General features: G+C 46.9%; 17 protein-coding genes. 3 read left to right on the plus strand and 14 right to left on the minus strand.

The features are described from left to right. Positions 1–37 precede the first annotated feature (37 nt). The 5 genes from era to BLQ79_RS04240 are packed head-to-tail and all read right to left on the minus strand — an operon-like array spanning position 38 to position 3,781. On the minus strand, positions 38–946 hold the full coding sequence (gene era, locus BLQ79_RS04220; RefSeq protein ID WP_091364192.1) for a GTPase Era: 909 nt from the start codon (positions 944–946) through the stop codon (positions 38–40). Positions 947–960: 14 nt separating this feature from the next. Beyond that, positions 961–1,359, minus strand: coding sequence for a cytidine deaminase (locus tag BLQ79_RS04225; protein WP_091364193.1), 399 nt, complete (start codon positions 1,357–1,359; stop codon positions 961–963). Then, on the minus strand, positions 1,352–1,837 hold the full coding sequence (ybeY, locus tag BLQ79_RS04230; protein WP_091364195.1) for an rRNA maturation RNase YbeY: 486 nt from the start codon (positions 1,835–1,837) through the stop codon (positions 1,352–1,354). Before ybeY ends, BLQ79_RS04225 begins: the two co-directional genes overlap by 8 nt. Then, complete coding sequence (locus BLQ79_RS04235; protein WP_407388515.1) at positions 1,821–2,813, minus strand: PhoH family protein; 993 nt, start codon at positions 2,811–2,813, stop codon at positions 1,821–1,823. Before BLQ79_RS04235 ends, ybeY begins: the two co-directional genes overlap by 17 nt. Before the next feature lie 8 nt (positions 2,814–2,821). Continuing rightward, positions 2,822–3,781 carry a TIGR01212 family radical SAM protein gene (locus tag BLQ79_RS04240; RefSeq protein ID WP_200779822.1) on the minus strand — a complete coding sequence of 320 codons (960 nt, stop codon included), beginning with the start codon at positions 3,779–3,781 and terminating at the stop codon, positions 2,822–2,824. 151 nt (positions 3,782–3,932) lie between these two features. Here BLQ79_RS04240 and nadE point away from each other — a divergent pair, with 151 nt between their 5' ends. Next, a complete protein-coding gene (gene nadE / locus BLQ79_RS04245) occupies positions 3,933–5,819 on the plus strand; it encodes an NAD(+) synthase (protein WP_091364197.1) in 1,887 nt (628 codons plus the stop codon). A 99-nt stretch (positions 5,820–5,918) separates the two neighbouring features. On the opposite strand, the gene BLQ79_RS04250 is transcribed toward nadE, so the two are convergent. The 7 genes from BLQ79_RS04250 to BLQ79_RS04280 all read right to left on the minus strand — a co-directional run bounded on the left by BLQ79_RS04250 (position 5,919) and on the right by BLQ79_RS04280 (position 15,151). Next, complete coding sequence (locus tag BLQ79_RS04250; RefSeq protein WP_091364199.1) at positions 5,919–7,472, minus strand: DEAD/DEAH box helicase; 1,554 nt, start codon at positions 7,470–7,472, stop codon at positions 5,919–5,921. 345 nt (positions 7,473–7,817) lie between these two features. Then, complete coding sequence (locus tag BLQ79_RS04255; RefSeq protein WP_091364200.1) at positions 7,818–9,185, minus strand: sodium-dependent transporter; 1,368 nt, start codon at positions 9,183–9,185, stop codon at positions 7,818–7,820. Between the two features lie 196 nt (positions 9,186–9,381). After that, a complete protein-coding gene (locus tag BLQ79_RS04260) occupies positions 9,382–10,749 on the minus strand; it encodes a sodium-dependent transporter (RefSeq protein WP_091364207.1) in 1,368 nt (455 codons plus the stop codon). 180 nt (positions 10,750–10,929) lie between these two features. After that, positions 10,930–12,297 (minus strand): sodium-dependent transporter, encoded by a 1,368-nt coding sequence (locus BLQ79_RS04265; protein WP_091364209.1) that lies wholly within the window; start codon positions 12,295–12,297, stop codon positions 10,930–10,932. Between the two features lie 168 nt (positions 12,298–12,465). Beyond that, positions 12,466–13,086, minus strand: a complete 621-nt coding sequence (locus BLQ79_RS04270) for a Maf family protein (protein WP_091364211.1) — start codon at positions 13,084–13,086, stop codon at positions 12,466–12,468. 40 nt (positions 13,087–13,126) lie between these two features. Beyond that, positions 13,127–14,296, minus strand: coding sequence for an alanyl-tRNA editing protein (locus BLQ79_RS04275; RefSeq protein WP_200779823.1), 1,170 nt, complete (start codon positions 14,294–14,296; stop codon positions 13,127–13,129). 201 nt (positions 14,297–14,497) lie between these two features. Next, entirely contained in the window at positions 14,498–15,151 is a 654-nt protein-coding gene (locus BLQ79_RS04280) for an HAD family hydrolase (RefSeq protein WP_091364213.1), read from the minus strand. A 353-nt stretch (positions 15,152–15,504) separates the two neighbouring features. On the opposite strand from BLQ79_RS04280, the gene BLQ79_RS04285 reads away from it, so the two are divergent. Next, on the plus strand, positions 15,505–16,041 hold the full coding sequence (locus BLQ79_RS04285) for a zinc-ribbon domain-containing protein (protein ID WP_091364215.1): 537 nt from the start codon (positions 15,505–15,507) through the stop codon (positions 16,039–16,041). A 139-nt stretch (positions 16,042–16,180) separates the two neighbouring features. Here BLQ79_RS04285 and BLQ79_RS04290 read toward each other — a convergent pair whose 3' ends face one another. Both BLQ79_RS04290 and BLQ79_RS04295 read right to left on the minus strand, forming a co-directional pair. Then, complete coding sequence (locus BLQ79_RS04290) at positions 16,181–16,960, minus strand: pseudouridine synthase (protein ID WP_091364296.1); 780 nt, start codon at positions 16,958–16,960, stop codon at positions 16,181–16,183. A 98-nt stretch (positions 16,961–17,058) separates the two neighbouring features. Beyond that, positions 17,059–17,715 carry a Crp/Fnr family transcriptional regulator gene (locus BLQ79_RS04295; RefSeq protein WP_159427840.1) on the minus strand — a complete coding sequence of 219 codons (657 nt, stop codon included), beginning with the start codon at positions 17,713–17,715 and terminating at the stop codon, positions 17,059–17,061. A gap of 145 nt (positions 17,716–17,860) precedes the next feature. Here BLQ79_RS04295 and BLQ79_RS04300 point away from each other — a divergent pair, with 145 nt between their 5' ends. Beyond that, a complete protein-coding gene (locus BLQ79_RS04300; protein ID WP_091364219.1) occupies positions 17,861–18,508 on the plus strand; it encodes a cupin domain-containing protein in 648 nt (215 codons plus the stop codon). The last annotated feature ends 102 nt before the right edge of the window (positions 18,509–18,610 follow it).

The following is an 18,610-nucleotide window of genomic DNA, read 5'->3' on the forward strand; positions in this document are numbered from 1 at the left end:
TTAATAAGCCCTCACCTCTTTATCTGCAGGAACCTCATTATTTGTGTTCCTTATAGCCAAGTTCCCGAAGGATATAGTCCTTGTTTTTCCAGTCACGACTGACTTTAACCCATAAATCCAGGAAAACAGGGGCTCCAATAAGTCGCTGTATTTCTTCTCTGGCTTCCTTCCCTGCCTCTTTCAGTACGGATCCATTCTTTCCGATAACAATCCGTTTCTGAGATTCCCGCTCTACATAGATTGTGCAGCGAATATACACTTTTCCATTTTCCCGTTCAGAAAATTCTTCTGTAAATACGCCGATGGCATGAGGAATTTCATCCCTGGTACGGGTAATCAGCTTTTCCCGGACAATTTCCTGTACAATATTTCTTTCCGGCTGATCAGTCACCATATCATCAGGGAAGTATTTTGGCCCTTCCGGCAGATATTTCTGTACCACCGAGAGGAATGTATCCAGATTTTCCGCCTGCTGGGCAGAAACCGGTACAATATCCGAAAAGTCATACATCTTGCTGTACTGTACCACTTTCTTCATCAGTTCTTCTCTGGTGATTAAGTCAATCTTGTTAAGGACAAGGATAACCGGTACTTTTTTGTCTTTCAGCAGGGAAAGTATATATCGGTCTCCCGCCCCCATCGGATCCACACAGGAACAGATGAATACGATGATATCCACTTCCGACAGGGCATCCATGGTTGCCTGCCGGATAGCTTCTCCCAGCTTGCTTCTGGGCTTATGCATCCCCGGTGTGTCCAGGAATACAGCCTGGCAATTTTCTCCATTCCATACCCCGGTAATCTTGTTTCGTGTAGTCTGTGCGTGCCGCGATACAATAGATATCTTTTCTCCGAGCACTGCATTCATCAATGTTGATTTTCCTACATTCGGGCGCCCTACCAGCGCAATAAATCCGGAATGAAACGCTTCCGCTTTTTCTGCCATATCTGTCTCCTGTCTCATAATAAACTTTTTTCAAAAAAGGCACAGGGAAGAAGTTCTTCCCCGGTCCTGACCAGATAATCATCCTCTGTCCTGACACAGAAGACTTCCTGTATGTTAAATTCAGTCATCACCTGCCGGCATATTCCGCATGGTGTCGTATATGTGTCACTGCTTCCGGCCACAGCCAGTGCATATATTTTCTTTTCTCCAGCGGCAATCGCTGTCCCTATGGCATTTCTTTCTGCGCAGAGGGACGCGCCATAGGAATTATTTTCCACATTACATCCACCATAGATTGTACCACTTCCGGTAAGGACAGCCGCCCCTACCTTAAAATGTGAATACGGTGCGTAGGCCATGTCTCTGGCCTGCAGAGCCTTCTGAATCAGACTGTTCCGTTCAGTATCAGTCATTTTCCACACGGTTTTCTGTAATGACTCTCTGCAGTCCGCAGGCTCCCAGAATCTCCTCTTCCGCCTTACGCATGGCTTTCTTTTCTTCCGGGTCATAGTGGTCATATCCCAGAATGTGAAGGAATCCATGTACGGCCAGATAAGCCATTTCACGTTCCGTGCTGTGTCCATATTCCTTCGCCTGTTCTACCGCGCGGTCCACATTAATAACAATGTCTCCCAGCGCCTTTTCCTCTTCCGGAAGTTCTTCCTCTTCCCCTTCATTTAACGCAAAGGAAAGTACATCTGTGGGCGCGTCAATATGCCGGTACTGGCGGTTTAATTCATGAATAAGCTTAGCGTCACAGATGAGTACGCTGATTTCTGCGTCTGCCGGTACATGCTGCAGCTCAGCCCCTTTGGTCAGCACAGTATGAATCAGTTTTTCCAACTCTTCATTATAAAAAGATTCATTGTCATAATTAATGGTGATTTCCATGGTGTTCTCCTTTGCTTTTTGCTTTTAATTCAGCTCTCTTTTCATATGCTTTGATAATGGCTGCTACCAGATCATGGCGCACTACGTCATGTTCAGAAAATTGTATGAAGGAAATATCCGGAATATTCTTCAGCACAATCCTTGCATCTGGCAGTCCGCTCCTGGTATGAGGTGGCAGATCAATCTGCGTGATATCTCCATTTATTACCATTTTCGAACGGAACCCCAGACGGGTCAGAAACATCTTCATCTGCTCCACAGTAGTATTCTGCGCCTCATCCAGAATGACAAACGACTTTTCAAGGGTTCTTCCGCGCATATAAGCCAGCGGTGCCACTTCGATGACCCCCTTCTGCTGCAGTTTTTCAAATTCCTCTACGCCAAACATGTCCAGCAAGCCGTCAAACAGCGGACGGAGATAGGGGTTTACCTTTTCCTGCATATCTCCCGGAAGGAATCCCAGCTTTTCGCCAGCCTCCACCGCCGGACGTACCAGAATAATCCGCTGTACATCCCGGTTTCGAAGATAATAGGCCGCCAATGCTACCGCCAGATACGTTTTACCGGTTCCGGCGGGTCCAATCCCAAAAGTAATGGAATTATGACGAATAGCATCTACATACTCTTTCTGCCCAAGCGTTCTCGGATGAATAACCGTTCCGTTGCGTGTTACGTTGACCACGTCATCTTCCATTTCATGGAGTTCTGCCAAGCGGCCAGTGCGAAGTGCTTCCACCACCTGATATACCTGCCGATCTGACAGACGGATATTCTTGTGAAGCATCTGCCTCATTTCATCAACCACGGTCATGAACGCTTCTATTCCCTGCTCGTCCCCGGTTACACGGACCAGATTTCCCCGGCCGCTTACTGTACATCCAAAAGCTTCCCCAGCCAGAGTCAGAAAATGGCTATCCCGCTCCATGAGCTCCTGGGCTTCCCTGTAATCTTCAATAATAAATTCCTTATGCATCAGTTCTGTCATTATTTTTCCTCCGCCGGAGCAAATTGTCTGACTGCAGGACCATTAATATACCGGCACATGGTCCCCTGATATATATTCTTCTGTTCCATCTCTGCGTCAATCATATCCCGCACTACCCACCAGGGTTCGCCACCGTTGACCTTAAGTATGTTCTCTCCCGCGGCACGGCCTACAATACGCTGCATCACTATATCCGGACGGACATAGGCCAGAAACAGAACCACCCGGTGAATATATTCATCCAGAGGAAGAAGTCTCACCCGGCCTGCTTCAAATTCTTCTGCCAGACGGGTCCCTTTTACAACAAACAGAGAATGGAGCTTCACTTCGGTAACCGGAAGGACCGACACCAGCTTGGCCGCTTCCACCACATCCAGGCGGTCATCCCATGGCAGGTCCGCGATAATGTGTGTACACAGGCCAAATCCATACCGGCCGATATGAAGCGCCGCATCTATAAATTCCGCCACGGTGTGGCAGCGGTTCAGAATTGCCAGCGTATGGGCGTTGGCGGACTGCAGCCCCAGTTCTACCGTAATATCCACATGATATGTCTGCCGTATCCGGTCAAGAACCTCCAGATACGCATCATTAATGCAGTCCGGACGGGTGGAAATATCCAGAGCTACAATCCCCTCCACCTGACATGCTTCCTCCATGCTTTTTTCAAAAACATCCAAGGGCATATAGGTGTTGGTAAAGTTCAGAAAATAGGCTATGAATTTCTTTGCCTTGTATTTAGGCCCAATATGCGAAATACCTTCCAGCAGCTGCTCTTTCACCGGAACATCTGCCTTTTTTTCATAGCCGGCCCCTATACTGCCGCAAAAAATACATCCTTCGTCCGATATAAGGCCATCCCTGTTAGGACAGGTTCTGGCCAGAGCTATCGGCACCTTATAAACTTTTTCTCCATATTTTTCCTTTAGCGCGTCGGAAAATGTACGAAATCTGCTCATCAAATCTCCTTTTGCATACTTTATTTTATTATATAATACAGCGAACTTCATGTACACAATCAGCCGGATTCCCTTGCCGGTATCCTGATTTTCTGCGGTATAATAAGATTAAGATATCATACATTCACTCTTACTTTTTTATGGAGGACCTATGATTAAGATTGTAACCGCTCAACTGGATATAATTCCCGGAAATATAAGAAAAAACTGGGAAAACATAGAAAAAGAAATTACCTTTGCCAGAGAACAGAAAGCACAGATTCTAGTCTTCCCAGAGATGTGTCTTTCCGGATATCTCATCGGGGATATGTGGGATCAGCCTGCATTTCTCAGGGAATGCGAAGCCTACAACCAACGCATTATCGATGCCTCATCAAATCTTACCATCATCTGGGGAAATGTAGCTATAGACTGGGAAAAGACTGGCAATGATGGCCGTGTACGCAAATATAATGCCGCCTTTGCTGCCTTTAACAAAAAACTCATCCCTCCGGTAAACAGCAACTGGCCTTATACGGTGAAGACACTGCTCCCCAATTACCGCCAGTTTGATGACCCCCGCTATTTTACCAGCATGGCTGAGCTGGCCGCGGAAAATCATGCTTCCATTGAAAGTACCCTGCAACCATTTGAACTGCCGCTGCCGTACACCAGGGAAACCCTCACCTGCGGTATTCTCCTGTGCGAAGACAGCTGGGATGAAAATTATCCGATTCACCCAATGGAAATCCTCAAAGACAAGGAGGCCCGTCTCTTCATTAATCTGTCGGCTTCCCCATTCACTCTGAGAAAAAATGAAAAGCGTCACCGTATGTTATCCGCCTCTGTACAGAAACTGCATGTCCCTATGCTGTATGTCAATCAGCGGGGAATGCAGAATAACGGAAAGGACTGCTACATCTTTGATGGGCAAAGTGCTGCCTATACAATTTCAGGGGAACTGAGCGGAGAAACCGCTCCCTTTACAGAAGCTCATTCACTTTTCCTCTTCCATCCGGAAACAGGCCATTTATCTATATCCAATCAGACTTCTCTCCCTGCGGCACCTACACTGTGCAGTGCCATGCAGTACGGGGTGGCCTCCTTCCTCCGTTCCATCCATATGGATAAAGTAGTTATCGGTGTTTCCGGAGGTATTGACTCGGCGGTAAATGCAGCACTCTATCGTTCGGTACTCCCGAAGGATAACCTGCTGCTGGTCAACACACCAACCCGTTTCAACTCAGAAACCACAAAAGGCCTTGCCCGCCAGCTGGCAGAAAATCTGGAATGCCCCTATGTGTCCATTCCGATTGGAAACTTTGTTCAGGACACCTGTTCTGCACTGAATAATCTTCCCATTGCCTCTTCTCATGGCGAGACTGCGTTGCAGCTGACCCCATTCATGATGGAAAATATACAGGCCAGAGACCGGTCTTCCCGTATTCTGGCTGCTTTGTCTGCACAGTTCCATGGCATTTTTACCTGCAATGCCAATAAGACAGAGCTTTCCATCGGGTACGGCACACTCTATGGCGATCTGGCCGGTGCCTTTGCCGCGACTGCCGACCTGTGGAAATACCAGATTTACCAGCTTGGCCATGAACTTAATGACTGGTTTGGCCGGGAAGTGATTCCTGAAGCCATATTTACCATCAAACCCAGTGCTGAACTGTCTGACAATCAGGCGGTAGATAAAGGACTCGGCGATCCGCTCATATACGAATATCATGATTACCTGTTAAAGAGCTTTATTGAACCATGGAACCGCGCCTGCCCGGAAGACCTGCTCCGCTGGTATAAGGAAGGCACGCTGAATGAGCATATCGGTACATCGGTAGATGCCTATTCTCTGTTCCCGACTCCATCGGCATTCATTGCCGATCTAGAACGCTGGTGGAACCTTTTTTCCGGATTTGCAGTAGCTAAACGCATCCAGGCCCCTCCTCTTCTGGCCATAAGCCGTCGGTCCTATGGATATGATCTGCGAGAAGCTCAGATGTCTCCATATTATACCGATGCATACCTGAAACTGAAACAGGAAATCCTTGGAAAATAATAAAAGCGCACAAAAATACCAGTAGTACAAAACCTATACTACTGGTATTTTATATTGCATTATGCCTTTCCATCAGAATGGCATGATACATGCATAGCCTCAGTCTTTAAAATACGGTTTGAAAGAAGATTCCTTTGGACGATTGCTTTCCTTATTTTCATGCTTGTCCCGATTATTGTCATAACGTTTTCTGAATCCCCGTCTTTCCCCATTACGTCCAGTCCTGCTCCCATCTCTTCTATGATGGAAGTTGCTTCGATTGCCTCTAAAACCACCGCGGCGTCTCTGCGGCGCATCGGCTGTAATGCGTACCGGAGTAACATCCGGCTGCTTGGTCAGCAGCTTAATCGCAGCGGCCACCAGAGAGGTGGAATCAATATCATTAAGCAGTTCTTCTGCATTTTCCTTGAATTCTTCCAGCCCGGTTCCCTGTGCAGTTTCCGCCAGGCTCGCAATAGCCACCCGCTGATTTTCCTGAATGACTTCAGATAGAGTCGGCATAGCCCTTCTTGGAATTCTTCTGCGGATAGCCCGTTCAATGGCTCTGAACTGGCCCATTTCCCTGGATACGACAAAGGTAATGGCCTTACCTGTATTGCCTGCACGGCCTGTACGACCTACACGGTGTACATAAGTTTCCGGATCCTGCGGCAGGTCAAAGTTATATACATGGGTAACGCCGCTGATATCCAGCCCCCTAGCTGCCACATCAGTAGCTACCAGAATATCGATAGTATTTTCCTTAAACTGACGGATAACACTGTCTCTCTTTGCCTGAGACAGATCCCCGTGAATGCCTTCTGCGGAATACCCGCGCTTCTTCAGCGCTTCGGTCACTTCATCGGCACGTCTCTTGGTTCTGACAAATACAATAGCCAGTTCCGGAGACTGCATATCCAGCAATCTGCACAGCGCATCAAACTTCTGCCTGTCCGGAATTTCCAGATACTGCTGTTCTACCAGATCAATAGTAACGGTAGTCGCTTTAATCTTAATTAATTCCGGATTCTTAAGAAATGAATTAACCAGTTCACGGATTGCCGATGGCATAGTGGCAGAAAACAGCATGGTCTGACGTTCTTCCGGAATAGCCGCCAGAATAGTGCGAATGTCATCGATGAACCCCATATCCACCATTTCATCCGCTTCATCCAGTACCAGAATCTGTACATGGGACAAATCAATGGTGCCTCTCTGCATATGGTCCATCAGACGTCCAGGAGTAGCCACAATGACATTCGGCTTCTTATACAGAGCTCTGAACTGTCTGTTGATATCCTGTCCCCCGTAAATCGGCAGGGCATGAATCGGCAGATACTGCGCCAGATGGTTGATTTCCTCTGCTGACTGAATAGCCAGTTCTCTGGTTGGCGAAAGCACAATGGCCTGCGGTCCCGGTTTGGTTATATCAATATTTTCGAGAATCGGAATCCCAAAGGCAGCGGTCTTGCCGGTACCTGTCTGTGCCTGTCCGATAATATCACGGTGCTGCAGTGTTACAGGAATAGACATTTTCTGAATAGGCGTCGGTTCTTCAAATCCCATATCACTGACTGCTCTGATGATTTCTTCACGGATACCCAAATCAGCAAATGTCACTGTCTTCTGTTCGGTTTCCTGCACAGCTGTTTCATTAACGTTCTTTTCTTCCATAATTGCTCCTTACCGATAATCCCCGATCGGTGGTATACTCCCCGGGTTACACTTACACCAATCATATACTGCCTGTAAAAGCAGGATATGATTCATTATTCAAAGCCATACGCCCAGATTACCCGTTCTTGCTGTCTGTAAATCATTCCATCGCTTCACATCATCCATTTGCGCATGCCAGCTCTGATTCATTTTAAAACACTTAACTTCTCAATTTTATCATAAATTGAAGAATATTGATAATAAATAATAAATAAAAAAACTCTGGATTTCACAATACAGTTCCTGTCAGGGTTTCCTGCAGAAAACCTATCATAAAACCACAGAGCCTTTTTCAATAATCAGTTATTTAAAGAACATACCATAATAGCCACTGAAGAAAATATAAAGGATAATAAATGGCAGACCATATGTCATATATGCCTTTGACCATCCAGGGAATGTCATTCCTGAACCGGTGTTAACTTCCTTATAGAAATTATCCCATCCCCATCCCAGTTTTGTAGTACAGAATGTAAGATATACCAGACTCCCCAGGGGAAGAACATTATCACTGATAATAAAATCTTCCAAATCCAGAATTCCGGAATTGCCTCCCAATGGATGAATCCAGCTCCATACGTTAAATCCAAGGACGCAGGGAAGCGACAGCAGGATGATGGTCGGAATCAGAATGGCGATAACCTTCCCACGTCTTGCCCCGAACAATTCACTGAAACAGGTGGTCAGATTTTCAAAAATAGCGATTACTGTGGAGAACGATGCGAAAATCATGAAAATAAAGAACAGCGCTCCCCAGAACTGACCCAGCGGCATATGGGCAAACACGTTGGGCAGTGAAATGAACAGCAGATTCGGTCCGCTTCCCGGATCCACGCCATAGCTGAAGCAGGCCGGGAATATAATCAGACCAGACATAAAGGCCACGAAGGTATCCAGAGCTATGATCCAGAGTGCTTCTCCCAGCAGACTCTTCTGCTTTCCTATGTAACTGCCAAAGACAGCAAGTGACCCCTGTCCAATGGATAGCGTGAAGAATGCCTGCCCCATAGCGGCAAAAATCGCTTCCGAAACACCATGAGCCTTAAACCGATTCCAGTCAGGCAGCAGATAATATTCCAGACCTTTAGAGGCATTGGGCAGCAACAGAGAGTTTACCGCCAGGACAACCATAAGGATGATCAGCAGAACCATCATTACCTTGGTGATGCGTTCTACCCCTTTCTGTATCCCCATAAGGCATACACAGAAGCAAGCAACCACCGTAAACACCATACATCCGATCATTGTCCCCGGATCGGCCAGGAGTGTGGTAAATACATCCCCTATGGAAGAGGCATTTAACCCATTAAATGTCCCCTTGATCATCTGCAGGAAATAGTACACCATCCATCCGGAAATAGTGGTGTAGAACATCATAAGCAGTGTATTTCCCGCAATGGCTACATACTTATATACATGCCACTTCGTACCCTTTGGTTCCAGTACATCGAAAGAACCGGCTACACTCATACGGCTCCCACGTCCTACCGCGAATTCGCAGAGGACGATAGGCAGTCCCAGAATGATAAGGAACAACAGATAAAATAAAACAAACGTAGCGCCCCCATATTTACCTGTTATATACGGAAAACGCCAGACATTTCCCAGTCCTATGGCACATCCGGCAGATACCAGGATGAACCCCAGACGAGAAGAAAAACCATGCTGCATACTAACCCTCCTATGCTACTTTTTCCTACTGTTAGATGCTTCCAGCCATATGAAATTGTACTGTATGGCAGTACAGGCCAGGTGCCCATCTGCCGTACAACTGAAAATCATCTGGGTAAAGTATAACATATTCAATCGGTGCATTCCATTTTATGCAAATCCGGCATGAATCCCTCCCGGATTTTCCAATCGGTTATCAGCCCGCCAGCATACCATAATAACCCGCAGCAAAAATATAGAGAATCAGCAGAGGCAGCCAGTATGTCATATATTTCTTCACCCATGCTGGAAACCGGATACCTGCCCCGGTATTGACTTCCTGGTAGAAATTATCCCATCCCCATCCGGAAATTCTTGTACAGAAAGCGACATAGATGATAGACCCAGCCGGAAGCAGATTGGAACTTACCAGAAAGTCCTCCAGATCCAGTATTCCTGTACCAGGTCCCAGAGGATGAATACCACTCAGCACATTAAAACTGAGAACACAGGGCATGGACAGCAGAATCATCAGCGGCGCAAGCCAGCGTATAGCCTTTTTCCGTTCCACATTAAGCAGTTCGCAGAAACAGCTGGTAATATTCTCAAACACAGCGATTACACTGGAAAATGCGGCAAAAATCATGAACAGAAAGAACAGTGTACCCCATATCTGCCCCGATGGCATATGAATAAATACATTCGGCAGAGAAAGGAAAAGAAGATTCGGTCCGCTGCCCGGATCAATGCCATAGCTAAAGCAGGCCGGGAAAATGATACATCCTGACATAAGGGCCACAAAAGTATCCAGCAGGATAATCCAGAGAGACTCCCCGAGAAGGCTCTTTTCCTTGCCTATATAGCTTCCGAAAATAGCCAGGGACCCTATCCCCAGAGATAAGGTAAAAAACGCCTGTCCCATAGCCGCAAAAATAACTTCCTGCGGACCATATGCGATAAAACGCTGCCAGTCCGGTTTAAGATAATAGGTCATCCCTTCCCCGGCCCCAGGCAGGGACAGGGAATTAACCACCAGGGCCAGCATGAGCGCCAGCAGGCAAATCATCATCGTCTTGCTGATTCGTTCCACCCCTTTCTGGACCCCCATATAGCACACGCCGAAGCAGGAGACTACTACAAAAATCATATATCCTGCCATAGTCAGCGGGCTCGCCAGAAGCTGGTTGAACACGTCATTCACGCCCTGCACCGAAAGGCCATTAAATGTACCTGACGCCATGTGAAGAAAATAGTAAGCCAGCCATCCGGAAATGGTGGTATAAAACATCATCAGCAGCATATTTCCTGCAATGGCCCCATACTTATAGAGATGCCACCGGGTTCCTTTCGGTTCCAGCACATCAAAAGAAGAGGCAATGCTCTTTCGGCTCCCACGTCCTACCGCCAGCTCACAGAGCATAATCGGCAGTCCCAGTATGGCCAGGAAAAGCAGATAAAAAAGAACAAACATCGCCCCGCCATACCGACCGGTAATATACGGAAATCTCCATACATTACCAAGACCTATGGCACAGCCTGCTGAAACAAGAATAAACCCAAGACGGGATGAAAACTGACTCTGCATCCTATTTATTATCCCCCATATACTGTCCGCCCATGAGAAGGCATCTATGTTAACCTCAATGATTTCTCCAGTATAACACAGTGTGCCGTCGGGACAAACCCGCATTAAAAACCAGCCTCTCTCCTTTTCCGCATAATAAAAGACCGTGAGCTTACACGCCCACGGTCTTTTCCCTGCCCTTTATTTGAAGAACATTCCGTAATATCCAGTAGCAAAAATATACAGAACAATCAGTGGAAGAAGCCATGTCATATAGAAACGGATCCACTTAGGGAACAGTATCCCTTTCCCTGTATTGGCTTCTGTGATGAAATTATTCCATCCCCATCCATAACGGCTGGTGCAGAATACCAGATATACCAGGCTGCCTAAGGGAAGAAGATTGTTGCTTACAAAGAAATCTTCCAGATCCAGAATCATCGATTCTCCTCCCAGAGGATGGATTCCGCTCCAGATATTGAAGCCAAATACGCAGGGCAGAGACAAAATGATGACTATTGGAATGAGCCAGCGGATAACCTTCTTACGATCCGCGCCCAAAAGTTCGCTGAAGCAGGTAGTCAGATTTTCAAATACCGCAATAACGGTAGAGAAAGAAGCAAATACCATAAAGATGAAGAACAGGGCGCCCCAGATCCGGCCGCCTGGCATATGGTTAAATACATTGGGCAGCGATACGAACAGCAGATTCGGACCGCTTCCCGGATCGACACCATAACTGAAGCATGCAGGGAAAATAATCAGCCCGGACATGAGGGCTACAAAGGTGTCCAGGATGATAACCCAGATAGCTTCCCCGGTAAGTCTCTTTTCCTTGCCTATGTAGCTTCCGAAAATAGCCAGCGCGCCTATCCCCAGTGACAGAGTAAAGAATGCCTGTCCCATAGCCGCGAAGATAACTTCCTGCGGGCCATTGGCAATAAAATGCTGCCAGTTGGGAAGCAGATAATAAGCCAGTCCCTTTTCTGCTCCAGGAAGAAGGACAGAATTAACTGCCAGTACAACCAGAAGCACCAGCAGGCAGATCATCATCACCTTGGTGATTCGTTCTACCCCTTTCTGGAATCCCAGATAGCAGATACCAAAGCAGATGACTACGACGGCCATCATATATAACGCCATCGTCAGCGGGTCAGAAAGAAGAGCCCCAAATACATTGCCCACGCCTTCCGCATTAAGGCCATCAAAGCCTCCGGCAATCATCTTGTATACATAGTAAAGCATCCAGCCGGAAATTGTCGTATAGAACATCATAAGCAGCATATTGCCTGCAATGGCCCCATACTTATACCAGTGCCACTTGGTTCCTTTTGGCTCCAGAGCATCGAAGGAACCGGCCACACTCATATGGCTCCCTCGGCCCACCGCGAATTCACATACCATAATCGGCAGCCCCAGAATCGCTAAGAACACCAGGTAAAATAACACAAACATGGCTCCGCCGTATTTTCCTGTAATGTACGGAAATCTCCATACATTGCCAAGCCCTATGGCACAGCCTGCAGAGACAAGTATAAAGCCTAATCGTGATGAAAACTGACCCCGCATATATAATCCTCCCATCCTTCCATTCTGACAAAATCAATACAAATAATTCAATGTAAATTGTGTACAGTATAGCATAAACCGTATAGCAAGTCATCCAGAAATCGTGTAAAAAGCCCAAACCGAAATCTCCTGTAGTTTTCTGATTGGATGCTATAATATGCTTCTTCCCTACACATCTTTCTGAAGCACCTTCATCATCTCATATACAGTAACCAGAGGAAGTCCCACCACATTATCATATGAACCGGTAATGGATTCAACGAGAAGCGTTCCCTTTCCCTGAATTCCATAGCTCCCCGCCTTATCCATCGGTTCCCCTGTGGCAATATATTTTCCGATTTCATCATCTGAAAGTTTCCTGAACGTTACGCTGGTAGTTACCACCTGAAGCAGTTTCCTGCACCCCTTGAGGAGTGCCACCCCTGTCTTTACCTGATGCGTTTTCCCAGAAAGAAAATGAAGCATCTTCCAGGCTGCTTCCTCATCTTCCGGTTTCCCCAGAATTTTTCCATCCAGTGTAACCACGGTATCCGCTCCCAGGACCGGAATGCCGTTTCCAGTCTGTTTCAGCACATCCTCAGCCTTTCCCAGTGCATTTACTGCACAAACCAGATCCGCGCCGGAAAAAGGATTCAGCAGGAAAATCGAATCCCTTTTTCTTCTTTCCCCGGCCTCTGCCGCATCCGACACTTCCTGAAAATGGCTCTTCTTAATCTCCGCGGTCCAGCCAATCTGGTGAATCAGTTCTCTGCGCCTGGGTGACGCAGATGCCAGTATAATCGCTGTCATAAGTATTCCTTTCTGATCCGGTACATATTTCCAATATCCATCAGGCTTTCACTGCCCGCCGGAAAGCCTGTTCCACCGCTTCCGCCTCTGCCTGAAAACTCCCCTGTACCATTTCCGGTCTTCCGCCACCGCGGCCATGCAGTTCTTCATTCAGAAGCTTTCCCACATCCCGCATATTAAGGTCCGCACTTCCCATCACATAATTAACGCTTTCCTTATCCTTTGGCGAAATAATCATCGCGGTTTTCACTTTTCCTTTGGAAATCAGATAGTCACAGAATTTACGGATTTCCACCATGCTCATCCCCGGCTCATTGAAAAATATCACCGGTTCTCCCACAGGAATTGATGTGGCCCGCATGGCATAGTATCGTTCATTCATAGCCTGCATGCGGAATTTCATCGCGTTCATCTCATCCAGCACCCGCTGAAGGGCTTCTCCGGTTTCATAAGGCTTTGCGGAAAGTCTGCAGGAAAATTCTGTATTTAGAAGATGTTTCCTGTCATAGTCCTTCATCGCCCGTCCCCCAAACAGCATTTCCATGCGCACACCATCCTTGTGTCGGGAAACAGAAAGTATTTTCATCAGTCCAATTTCCCCGGTATGCGCCACATGGGTTCCACAGCAGGCACATAAATCGGCTCCCGGATATTCTACCAGACGCACTTTGCCCTTCAGCTCAATCTTGCTGCGATAATCCATGGCCTTTAATTCCTCTTCCGATGGATACAGCTCCCGGCTCTCCGCATCGGTCCAGATATAGGCATTCACTTTATCTTCCAGCTCCATAGCCTCTTCCCAGGTTATCGGACCATTAAAATCCACAGTGACCACTTCATCGTTCATATGAAATCCCACATTATCATAGCCAAACTGAGCATGAACCAACCCTGACAGAATATGTTCACCCGAATGCTGCTGCATATGATCAAAACGACGTTCCCAGTCCAATACTCCGTGAACAGTCATTCCCGGTTCCAGAGGAGCATCAGTAATGTGCAGAATCTCTCCATTCCGTCTCTTTACATCCAGGACATTGACCTGCCCCAAGGTGCCCCGGTCAGCCGGCTGTCCACCGCCTTCCGGATAAAAAGCGGTATCGGAAAGGACGACTTCGTACCCCTTTTTCCCTTTCTGACAACTTATGACCTCCGCGTCAAACTCCCGGGCATATTCATCTCTGTAAAACAATTCATTCATTTCTTCCATAGGATTAGACCTCCGGCATGTATTTTTATATGTATCATGTTACCATATGCTGCCGCCGGTTATCGACTGTAAAACCTAGCAGGCAGTTTTTCCCTACCAAGGTCAGGAAGCATATCTATATAAAAAGAAACCTTCAAAGGAAAAATCCGCAGTACTCATTTTCCCTGCAGATTCCGTCAGAAGGTTTCCTTTCACTGCCCATTATTTACCTGTTCTGGTTTCCTGAATCAGTTCTTCCGGCGAAGATACTATATGAGACGCGCCAGCCTGTACCAGACATTGTCTGCTCCGGTATCCCCAATCCACCGCAACAGGCCTTACTCCGGCCCGGATGGCCGTTAGCACATCTACATCCGAATCTCCTGAATAGATAACTTCCTCTCTTCTCAATCCCAGTTCTTCCACTATACAGCGCAGTCTGGTCGGATCCGGCTTTCTTGGAAAATCATCCCTCGCCCCGGCTTCCACGGAAAAGATTCCCGGGAAAAACCGTTCACACAGAGAAATCACCGCTTCTTCCGCCTTGTTAGACAATACCCCAAGTACATACCCCTGTTCCTTCAGCTGATGCAGCATGTCCACAATTCCCGGGTAGGGATGTGTCTCATTGTCAGCATGCTGTACATAGTGATCATAAAATACACGGCAGGCCTTTTCGTATACATCTTCCGGTGCTCCATCCGGAAGGGCATCCCGGATCAGCCGGGGAATACCATAACCTACAAAACCCCTTACTTCCTCCATAGTGTGCACAGGATATCCTGTCGCTTCCATAGCCGCATTCACCGAGTTCTTTAAATCCGGCAATGAATTCAGAAGTGTCCCATCCATATCAAAAATCACAGCTTTAATCATAGATTATCCTTTCCGCTGCCGGCCCTCCCGCAGCCTCGTCCCTGTCAGCCGGCTTCTGCTAATTAGTCATAATTTCTTCTTGCATCTCATTATATATGCTTCCTGCTATTTTTCAAAATGTATATAAATATGCATTTTAATCTATATGTAATAAATTTTTATAACCTTTTGTTTGTTTTTATTTATTTTTGTGATATAATTCTTTGTGGGAAGAGTTTTCCATTTTCAGATATCTCCCATGAAAAAACCATCCTAAATGGAGATAGGATGGTTTTTTTATTTTGTTTTTCCTGTTTTTCCAAAGACATATTATAATAAGAGGAAAGCCAAGTGACATAAGGGAGGGCATATTCATGATTTGTAAACATTGTGGAGCTGAAATTCCGGAAGGAAGCCGTTTTTGTATTTACTGTGGAAAAAAGCTGGAAGATTCACTGTTCGTCGCCGATGATCAGACCCAGATCCGCCAGCCGGTCCCCACTCCATCTTCCCATTGGGCAGATGAATCACCGGAAGCGCAGGAAGCACCATACACGGAAATCACAGACGCTGACGATGAACTTATTACACTGCGGAAACATATGAAAATCGGCGCCATACTGATGGGAATCTATGTGTTCCTCACCGCCGGGTTCATCGTTTATCAGATGATGTGCAATAAATCTCTTGCATCAGAAGTAACCCTTCTCCGTCAGCAGAATATACAGCAGGCTGCTGATATTGCCACATTGAAAGAAGATATCAAAAACCTGAAGGATGATTTATCCGATGCACAGACACAGGCTCAGAATGCGCAGGACGAAGCAGCTGAAGCCCGCCAGAACCTTAAAAAGGCACAGCAGGCCGCCCAGAATGCCAATGATGTACTTGACTATATCCTGAGCTGGTAACAGGCACAGACTTTTCCACCGCATTTCATTACTCTGCCTGACAGGCTGGGTCGGGCAATCTCCCGGTAACCGGCCATACCAGAAGAAGCGGCAGTGAACTGAGAATATACTTCCCGTTCACTGCCGCTTCTTTTAGTCTTTATTCCCTGCTCTGTTTCAATAAACGGATTTCCTCATCCGTCAGTTTCCTGTACTGTCCCTCCTGCAGGTTCGGATCCAGTTCCAGAGAACCCATCCGGATACGCTGCAAATAGATGACTTCCTTGCCGATGGCATGAAACATCTTCTTAATCTGATGATATTTTCCTTCCTGAATCACCACAGTAATTTCAGTGACCCCATCGGGCAAATCCTGTCCCGGTGCGTTACTCATCGCCAGATCCCGGAAGTCTGCTTCCGCCGGTATCTCCCGGTATGCCTTAATTTTCAGTTGGGCCGGAAGTGCCCGGAACCCCTCTTCTATAAACAATCCTCTGGCAAAGGCCTTCACATCATTTTCAGTTACTTTGCCGCTGACCCTGGCCAAGTATTCCTTATCCACATGATGTTTCGGTGACAGCAGCTGATGGTTCAGCTGCCCATCGTTGGTTATGAGCAGCAAACCCACCGTATCCTTATCCAGACGGCCCACCGGAGAAATATCCTTTCGATGTTCCCCTGCCATTAAATCCAGCACGGTTTCCTGCCGCGCATCTTCCGTCGCCGTGATAACTCCCCGCGGCTTGTTCATCATGTAATATTCATATTCATTGTATACAACGGGAATTCCGGCCAGGACAATATCTGATGTCTTTGTCACAGCGGTTCCCGGATCCTTCACCGTAACGCCGTCCACCGTAACCAGACCTTTACGTATCAGCTGCTTCAGCTCTTTACGGGTTCCCTGATTCATATCCGCTAAAAATTTATCCAGTCTCATGTATTTCTCCTTAATATAGTACCCTGTACGTTCCCACCGGGTTTCCGGTTCCTTTCCCGGAGCGGCAGAACCTGTACATGCCGCCGATAAAACCGTCACTATCTGATAATAAAAATATTTCCATCAAAATCAATGATTTGTTCTTCCTTCATCCGAGTAAGTTCCCTTGTCATAGCGCTGCGGTTAGCCCCTATAAACTCCGCCATTTCTGTACGGGATAACGGCAAATGAATATACCTTGATTTCTGATGCTGCGCAATCATGGAAATATATGACATAATCTTTTCCCGAAGTGTGGGTCTGGACATGATTTCTATCTTTTCCATAAGCTGAAAGTTTTTCTTTCCCATACACTCAAACAGATTGCTCAGCAGCCGGTGATGTTCCTCATCGCCGCAGCAGTCATGTACAATCTGCTCAAAACGGATAAAGACAACCTCTGTATCTGCGGCTGCCTCAAAAAAAGTATATGAGCTCTTCTCCTGCCGGACCGCAAAAGATTCTCCAAACAGTTCCCCGCGGGACATATAGGCAATCAACGTCTTACGCCCCCATACATCATATTTCAGCATATGCACACTGCCCGACAGGATAACACCTATAGCTCCCGCGGTCTCACCGGCGGAAATAAGGGTTTCTCCCTTCTTATATTCTCTGCCATGCGCCCCTACCGCCTGGAGAAGAGGACAAATCCGATGCTCCGGTATTCCCCGGAAAAGTGGAATCCCCCGGTATTTATCCATATCCATCAGCATATATATCACCATCCAATGCTCAATTCAACTGGCTTATGTTCTTATACCATACCTGATTTTTGTTGCCCATGCAACAGTAAATAACCCCCTGTCTCCATATAATGAAAATACAAATCAAACCTGCAGATTGAGGAGGTAAAATAATATGACAACAATATACGGAAAGGTGTTTTCCCTGGTGGAGGAAAATCCCCCGATTTCAGGATGCACCACTTCAGAAACACTTATGAACGGATCCGATTTTTCCGTAGTTTCCCTGGCCTTGGGTGAAGGGACTGGAATCAGCGATACCATTTATGACATTCCCCGTCTCTGGATTTCCTTCCATGGCTCGCTGGAAGTCAATGGAAAATCATTGCCTGCGGGAAGCCTGTATGCAGTACCGCTGAGTACACCAGTCAGCATCCAGGCAGGAGAAGACAGCGTGTATGAAGAAATTATCCTTCCTCAGGGAACTTTCATGAAAAATGTTATCCAGGATGGGGAAATAAAGTCCCTGAAAGACCTGATTCCTTCCGGAAAAGGTAAGATCATAAATCGTGACCTTGTCGACAGCGACACCATCATGATGGCCGCCCTGTCCATGGACGCCGGCTGTGCGCTTCCTGCCCACGCGGCGCCGGGAGAAGCGCTGATTACCGTGCTGGACGGAGAAGGTGTCATGATGTACGAAGGAACCGACCATCCAATCCACGCCGGAGAATCCTTCCGCATGGCCAAAGGCGGCCGCCATGCCGTTAAGGCGGTAACCCCATTCAAGATGCTGCTGATTCTGGAAAAAGAAAAGAGATAAACAATAAAGAGGCCATGTATATCATGACCTCTTTATTGTTTATCCCTCTGAATAACACATCGGAATTTTCAATTCGTGAATCACATCACTCTCAAACTGTCT

Source organism: Dialister histaminiformans, assembly GCF_900103425.1.
In the GTDB taxonomy this organism is placed as follows: Bacteria; Bacillota; Negativicutes; order Veillonellales; family Dialisteraceae; genus Allisonella; species Allisonella histaminiformans.